Source organism: Kitasatospora sp. NPDC059577, from assembly GCF_042735475.1.
Classification (GTDB): Bacteria; Actinomycetota; Actinomycetes; order Streptomycetales; family Streptomycetaceae; genus Kitasatospora.
Map to the genome: position 1 here is coordinate 100,931 of NZ_JBHWBZ010000025.1, position 7,137 is coordinate 108,067.

The following is a 7,137-nucleotide window of genomic DNA, read 5'->3' on the forward strand; positions in this document are numbered from 1 at the left end:
CGATTACTACTTCTTGACCTCGACGTCGGTGTAGACCGGGTCGCCGAAGGAGTTGAACTTGACGTTCTGGACCTTGTTCGAGAAGCCCGAGTTCGTCTTGTAGTACCAGAGCGGGATGGCCGGCATGTCCTTGGCCAGCTGCTCCTCGGCCTTCTCGTACAGCTCCGCGGTCTTCTCGACCGAGGTGGCCGCGTCGGCGTCGTGGGCCAGCTTGTCGAAGTCGGGGCTCGAGTAGCCGGCGTCGTTGGCGGCGGCACCGGTGCCGTAGACGTCGCGCAGGAAGTTGGCGTTCAGCGGGTAGTCCTGCACCCAGCCGGTACGCATCATGCTCGGGACGGCCTTCTTGGTGACGATGTCACGGGCCGTCTTGAAGTCCGGCTTCGGGTCACCGAGGCACTCGACGCCGGTCGCCTGGCGGATCGAGTTGCAGACCGCGTCCACCCACTCCTTGTGGCCACCGTCGGAGTTGTACAGGATGGTGATCTTGCCGCCGGGGACGCCGCCACCCTCGGTGATCAGCTGCTTGGCCTTCTCCGGGTTGTACTTGCAGGCGTCGCCGCAGGTGCCGGCCTTGTAGCCCATGACGCCGGGCGCCACGAACGAGTCGGCGGGCTGACGGCTGTTGTTCAGCACGGTCTTGGTGATGGTGTCGCGGTCGATCGCCATCGAGAGGCCCTGGCGGACCTTGGCCTTGTCCTGGCCGCTCCACTCCGCGTTGTACAGCGCGAAGGAGATGTTCTGGATGGCACCCTGCGCCTGGTCGACGGCGCGCTTGCCCAGGTCGTCCTTGTACTTCGGCAGGTCGGTCGAGTCGACCTGGTCCAGCACGTCCAGCGTGTCGGACATCAGGTCCTTGTACGCGGCCTCGGGCGAGGTGTAGTTGCGGAAGACGATTCCGCCGTTCTTCGCCTTGTTGGTGCCCGAGTACTTGTCGTACGCGGCCAGCGTGACGGCCTTGTTGTGCTCCCACGAGACGAACTTGTAGGGGCCGTTGCCGATCGGCTTCTGGCCGTAGCCGTCCGGGTCCGCGAAGAAGCCCTCGGGCAGCGGGAAGAAGGCCGAGTAGCCGAGCTTGTACGTGAAGTACGAGACGGGGCTGGTCAGTTCGATGGTGAAGTGCGTGTCATCGATGACCTTGAGGCCGGACATCTCCTTGGCCGTCGGGGCGCCCTTGTCCTTGTCCGGGTGCACCGCGTCGTAGCCGACGATGTCCGAGAACCAGTCCGAGTTGATCTGGTTGTTGGCCGGGTTGGCCGACCAGTTCCAGGACTTGACGAACGAGTTGGCCGTGACCGGGGTACCGTCGTGGAAGGTCCAGCCGGACTTCAGGGTGACGGTGTAGGTCTTGGCGTCGGTGGTCTCGATCTTGTCGGCCACCTGGTTGCGCAGGGCACCGGTCGCGGGGTCGTAGTCGACAAGGCCCGTGAAGAGCTGCTTGACGATACGGCCGCCCTGGTTCTCCATGGCGTTCGCCGGCTGCAGCGGACGCTGCGGCTCGGCGCTCTGGTAGCTGAAGACGCCCTGGGCGTTGACCGCACCATCGGAGCTGCCCCCGCTGGAGGAGTCGCTGCTGCTGCTACAAGCAGTCGCGGCAAGGGCGACCGCAACAGCTGCGACAACCCACTTGGCCTGGCTCCCACCACGCATCGGTGTGCCTCCTGAATTCGACGTTGCAACGAGGAGAGCACCGCGGAACGGTTGTCACCGAAACCCGCTGTGCCGTCCGCGCTCGTGGTTTCGGCGCGCACCCCTGCGCGTTCACCCTTGACCCGAGCCTGACTGCACCCACTATCCGTCACGCACGGACACGAAAGTGACCAGTGACGATCTCAATTAGGTCACATGAACAGTCGGTAAGTTTCGAAAACCGGACATTTGAGACATAGCCAGACAGGTACCAAACGGACAGTCGTCATGCATGACGAACCGTGGTGTCCGCTCAGCGGACACCCGGGTGTGATGAGCGCTATTCGGTTAATAGCGGCCCCGACAACTTGGAGTAGTTGAAAAAGTTCGCCCCCCTCTCCAATGGAAAGGGGGGCGAATCATTCCGGCCAATGGCCGTTCAGTGCGTCCGGATCACGCCTTCTTGGCGCGCGAGGCAGTGCGTCCGCGGTCCTTCTGGTCCAGGACGACCTTACGGATGCGAACCGTCTCCGGGGTCACCTCGATGCACTCGTCCTCGCGGCAGAACTCCAGCGACTGCTCCAGGGAGAGCTTGCGCGGCGGGACGATCGACTCGGCCACGTCAGCGTTCGAGGAACGCATGTTGGTGAGCTTCTTCTCCTTGGTGATGTTCACGTCCATGTCGTCGGCGCGCGAGTTCTCGCCGACGATCATGCCCTCGTACACCTCGGTGCCCGGCTCGCAGAAGAGCACGCCGCGCTCCTGCAGGTTGGTCATCGCGAAGGCGGTCACCACACCGGCGCGGTCGGCGACCAGCGAGCCGTTGTTGCGGGTGGTCAGCTGGCCGAACCACGGCTCGTGGCCCTCGTGGATCGAGTGCGCGATGCCGGTGCCGCGGGTGTTGGTCAGGAACTCGGTGCGGAAGCCGATCAGGCCGCGGGACGGCACGACGAACTCCATCCGGACCCAGCCCGAGCCGTGGTTGGACATGTTGTCCATCCGGCCCTTGCGGATGCCCATGAGCTGCGTCACGGCGCCCATGTGCTCCTCCGGCACGTCCACGGTCAGTCGCTCGACCGGCTCGTGGGTCTTGCCGTTGACCTCCTTGGTGACCACCTGCGGCTTGCCGACGGTCAGCTCGAAGCCCTCGCGGCGCATGGTCTCGATCAGGATGGCCAGCGCCAGCTCACCGCGGCCCTGCACCTCCCAGGCGTCCGGGCGCTCGGTGTCCAGGACGCGCAGCGAGACGTTACCGATCAGCTCGCGGTCCAGGCGGTCCTTCACCTGGCGGGCGGTGACCTTGCGGTCGACCTTGGCGCCGGACTTCGCGTCCGCGCCCTTGCCGCTGCCGCCACGGCCGACCAGCGGCGAGGTGTTGGTGCCGATGGTCATCGAGATGGCCGGCTCGTCCACCGTGATCAGCGGCAGCGCGATCGGGTTCTCCGGGTCGGCGAGGGTCTCACCGATCATGATCTCGGAGATGCCGGCGACGGCGCAGATGTCACCCGGGCCCGCCACCTCGGCCGGCTTGCGGGTGAGCGCCTCGGTCATCAGCAGCTCGGAGATGCGGACGTTCGAGATGGAGCCGTCGCGCTTGATCCAGGCCACGGTCTGGCCCTTGCGCAGCTCGCCCTGCTCGACGCGCAGCAGCGCGATGCGGCCGAGGAAGTTGTCGGCGTCCAGGTTGGTGACGTGGGCCTGGAGCGGCGCGTCCGCGTCGTAGCTCGGGGCCGGGACGTGCTCCAGCAGGGTGGAGAAGAACGGCTCCAGGCTGGTGCTGTCGGCCGGGACGGTGCCGTTCTCCGGCTTGGTCAGCGAGGCGACGCCGTCACGGGCACAGGCGTAGACGATCGGGAACTCGATCTGGTCCTCGTCCGCGTCCAGGTCCAGGAACAGGTCGTAGGTCTCGTTGATGACCTCGTCGATCCGGGAGTCCGGGCGGTCCGTCTTGTTGATGCAGAGGATGACGGGCAGCCGCGCGGTGAGCGCCTTGCGCAGCACGAAGCGGGTCTGCGGCAGCGGGCCCTCGGAGGCGTCGACCAGCAGGACGACCGCGTCGACCATCGACAGACCGCGCTCGACCTCGCCACCGAAGTCGGCGTGGCCCGGGGTGTCGATGATGTTGATGGTGATCGGCGCGCCACCGTCCTTCGGGTGGTACTTGACCGCCGTGTTCTTCGCGAGAATGGTGATGCCCTTCTCGCGCTCCAGGTCGTTCGAGTCCATCATGCGGTCGTCGAGCTGCTGGTGGGCGGCGAAGGCGCCGGCCTGCTTCAGCATGGCGTCGACCAGCGTGGTCTTGCCGTGGTCGACGTGGGCGACGATGGCGACGTTACGGATGTCGTTGCGCGTGGGCATGCCTTGCTGATTCTCCCGGAATCGTGGGTTGCGGCGCCCGGCTGCGTGACGCGCACTTGCGATCCCTGTCGATCGCCGCCGCCCGTTCCGCCTGCTACTACCGGTCCACCCGCCGGGCAATGGACATGCCTCGGCTTCCTCCTATCGTACGGGGAAGGGCCCAGGTGGGCGGAAACGAGCAGGTCGGGCGGGATCAAGATCACAGGTGGGTCACACGCTCTTCACCCGAAGTTCCGGCTCCGTCAGGCTTCGCCCCGTGATCGAAAGACTCCGGGCCCGGCTGAGCCGGCCCCTCCACGTCGCCGGCGCCCTCGCCCTGCTCTGGGCGCTCCTGCGGGGGCTCCCGGTACCGACCGCCGTCGGCTGCGTGCTCGGCTTCCTGATCGGCCGGGCCCCGCTGACCGACCTCTGGTTCCTGCTGACCCACCGGCTCACCGGGGTCCGGCTGCTCGGTGTCACGTACGGCCGGGGGCGTGGGCTGTGGTGCGGCACGGTCGCCGGGGTGCCGGTCGACGTACGGCTGTGGCCGACGAGCAGTGTGACCCTCCCGTGGGCGCTGCTGCCCTCCCGCGCGCCACGCCTGCGCCTGTGGCTCGGCTCGACCGGAATGGTCCTCCTCCACGCCGGTTTGGGGTTCTGGCTGACGACGTCCGCCACCGCCCTCGCCCGGGGCACCGGGTTCGGCCTGCTGTTCTCCTTCGCGCTCTTCGCGCTGACCAGGGGAAGGTCACTGATCTGGTCCCTCTGGCCCGTCTTCGTCCTACCCTTCGTCGGTTCCGAAGCCCTGGTTCACGAGCTCTGGACGCCGCACGGCTTCGAAGCCGAACGACTCCTGCTCCGAGGCCGGATCCCTGAGGCGCGCACCAAGCTGGAAGAGGCCCCTCTTGCCCCGCACGAAGCGGTCACCGCTGCCGCGACGGCCCTGGCCCAGGGCCGATACCAGGCCGCCGAGGAACTCGCCCGGGCGGCGGTGGACCACGACTGGGACAACGGCACGGCGCACAGCCTGCTCGGGCTGGCCGTCGTCGGCCACGTCGACCGCGGGGAGCTCTCCCCCGAACGGGGAGCGGCGCGGCTCGCCCCGGCCCTCGCCGCGTTCGGCCAGGACGACCGCGCCGTTCTGCGGGGTGTCCTCCCGGCGGCCGACCTCGCCCGTCTGACGAACGACCCCGAAGCCGCCGTACACGCCGCCCGCCGCCTGCGCTCCGGCTTCCGCTTCAGCCTCTGGCCGGCCCTGGCCGGCTGCTCCCTCGCCGCCGCCCTCATCGCGGCCGGCCGCCCCGAGGAAGCCCGGAAGGCACTCGCCCGGGCCCGGCGGGATTGCCCCGAGCTGGCCCGGATCGCCGACGTGGAACGCTTGCTGCAGCCCGAGCCGAAGCCCGTGCCCGAGGAGGCCGCCCGATGAGTGTCCCGATCGTCCTGGTGCACGGCACCCGGCTGAGCGCCGCGCAGTGGAGCCCGCAACTGCCCGGCCTGCGCGAGGAGTTCCCGGTCGTGGCCGTCGACCTGCCCGGTCACGGTGCCCGGCTCGGTGAGCTGTGGAGCCTGACCGCCGCCTGCGCGGCCGTGGCGGACGGGGTGGACGCGCTGGGCGGCGGCCCCGCCCTGGTCGTCGGGCACTCGCTGGGCGGGTACGTCGCGCTGGAGTTCGCCCTGCGCGCGCCCGAGCGCCTGCGCGGGCTGGTCCTGGCGGGCGCGAGCGCCGACACCCGGGGGCCCTGGGCGCTCCCCTACAAGGCGGTCGGTGCGCTGGTGCCACGGCTCCCGGCGCACCGGCTGGCCCGCTGGAACGACCGGCTGCTGCGTCGGCTGTACCCGCCGGCGGTGGTGGCGGAGACGATCCGCGCCGGGTACGGCTTCGAGGCCCTGCCGGCCGCCTGGGCCTCGGTGCTGGGCCGCTTCGAGCCGGGTGCGCTGCGCCGGGTCGAGGCCCCGGTGCTGATCCTGAACGGGGAGAAGGACCCGGCGTTCCGCTCCGGCGAGCGTGCCTTCGCGGCCGCCCACCCGCACGGCCGGGCCCGGATCGAGCTGATCCCCCGGGCCCGGCACCTGGCGAACTTCGACGACCCCGCGGCCTTCACGGACGCCCTGCGCCGCTTCGCCCGGGAGCTGTAGGCGCCGGCCACCGGCGGGAGGCCCGGACTCAGGACGCCCCGACCCACCCCAGGTCCTGGAAGCGCGGCCAGCCGAAGCCGAACGCTCCCGCGCCCGCGACGTCCGTCCGGACGCCGACCAGCTCGGGGCGCTGGTAGAGCGGCACCGAGTGCCCGAGCTGCCAGATCCGGGCGTCGGCCTCCTGGAGCAGGTCCAGCCGGGCCGCGGGGTCCAGTTCGGCGCCGGCCCGGTCGAACAGTCGGTCGATCTCCTCGGTGCCGCTGCGGCCGTAGTTGGTGCCGGCGACGAGCGCGCCGTCGGCGTCGGGCCGGGGCTTGGCGTAGGCGGGGCGCTGTTCGCTCGCCGGGCTGGGGCCGGCCGGCCAGGAGAAGAGCGCGAGGTCGTAGTCCCCGGTGGCCAGGTGGTCCCGGACGAAGGTCTCGGCAGGCGCGGTCACCGGCTTCAGCGCGATCCCGTTCTCCGCAAGGTCGGCGGTGAGCGCGTCGGCGGTGCGCCTGGCGGTCGCCGACCCGGCCGGGACGAGCAGGGTGAGGGCGAGCTCCTTCCCGCCCTTACTCCGGGTGCCCCGGCCGCCGGGTCGTTTCCAGCCCGCTCCGTCCAGCAGCCGGACCGCGTCCGCCGGGCCGGCCGCCGCGCTGTTGTCCCGGTAGCCCTCCTGGTCCCCGGCGAGGAGGTGGTTGCCGAGCGGCGCGCCGGGCAGGCCGAGCGGGGCGAGCGCGGCCTCGGCGATCCTGCGCCGGTCGACGGCCCGGCCGAGGGCGCGCCGTACGGCCGGGTCGGTGAGCGGGCCGCGGGCGGCGTTGACGGTGAGCTGGGTGAGCGAGGCGGCGGCCGCCCGGTGCACGGTGACGCCGGGCAGCGACTCGGCCCGCCGCAGCGCCAGGGCCGACGCCTCGGGCGGGGCCGCGCGCGGGCCGGCGGGGGGGGGCCGGGGGCTCGACCGCCCCGCGGGCGGGGGGTGTGGGCCCGCCGGGCCGCCGGGTGCCCGGGCCGCGGGGCGTCAGCGCGCGGCGCGGCGGGAGAGCGGGGCGAGCGCCC

The 7,137-nt window shown here is 70.6% G+C and carries 5 protein-coding genes; 2 read left to right on the forward strand and 3 right to left on the reverse strand.

The features are described from left to right. Positions 1-6: 6 nt before the first annotated feature. Together ACFV0O_RS20980 and typA are read right to left on the reverse strand one after the other, a co-directional pair. Positions 7-1,647 carry an ABC transporter substrate-binding protein gene (locus ACFV0O_RS20980; protein WP_380343810.1) on the reverse strand — a complete coding sequence of 547 codons (1,641 nt, stop codon included), beginning with the start codon at positions 1,645-1,647 and terminating at the stop codon, positions 7-9. Positions 1,648-2,079: 432 nt separating this feature from the next. Then, entirely contained in the window at positions 2,080-3,984 is a 1,905-nt protein-coding gene (gene typA, locus ACFV0O_RS20985; protein ID WP_360260978.1) for a translational GTPase TypA, read from the reverse strand. A 256-nt stretch (positions 3,985-4,240) separates the two neighbouring features. On the opposite strand from typA, the gene ACFV0O_RS20990 reads away from it, so the two are divergent. Together ACFV0O_RS20990 and ACFV0O_RS20995 are read left to right on the forward strand one after the other, a co-directional pair. Next, positions 4,241-5,389, forward strand: a complete 1,149-nt coding sequence (locus tag ACFV0O_RS20990) for a hypothetical protein (RefSeq protein ID WP_380343814.1) — start codon at positions 4,241-4,243, stop codon at positions 5,387-5,389. Next, the gene (locus ACFV0O_RS20995; protein WP_380343816.1) at positions 5,386-6,099 is read left to right on the forward strand and encodes an alpha/beta fold hydrolase; all 714 of its coding nucleotides are present in this window, start codon (positions 5,386-5,388) and stop codon (positions 6,097-6,099) included. Before ACFV0O_RS20990 ends, ACFV0O_RS20995 begins: the two co-directional genes overlap by 4 nt. A gap of 28 nt (positions 6,100-6,127) precedes the next feature. On the opposite strand, the gene ACFV0O_RS21000 is transcribed toward ACFV0O_RS20995, so the two are convergent. Next, positions 6,128-6,982, reverse strand: a complete 855-nt coding sequence (locus ACFV0O_RS21000; RefSeq protein WP_380343830.1) for an ABC transporter substrate-binding protein — start codon at positions 6,980-6,982, stop codon at positions 6,128-6,130. Between the last annotated feature and the right edge of the window lie 155 nt (positions 6,983-7,137).

Excerpts from the sequence above, each read along its gene's own strand:
- ACFV0O_RS20995 (WP_380343816.1), top strand. The coding sequence starts at position 5,386 with ATGAGTGTCCCGATCGTCCTGGTGCACGGCACCCGGCTGAGCGCCGCG.
- typA (WP_360260978.1), bottom strand. The coding sequence starts at position 3,984 with ATGCCCACGCGCAACGACATCCGTAACGTCGCCATCGTCGCCCACGTC.
- ACFV0O_RS20980 (WP_380343810.1), bottom strand. The coding sequence starts at position 1,647 with ATGCGTGGTGGGAGCCAGGCCAAGTGGGTTGTCGCAGCTGTTGCGGTC.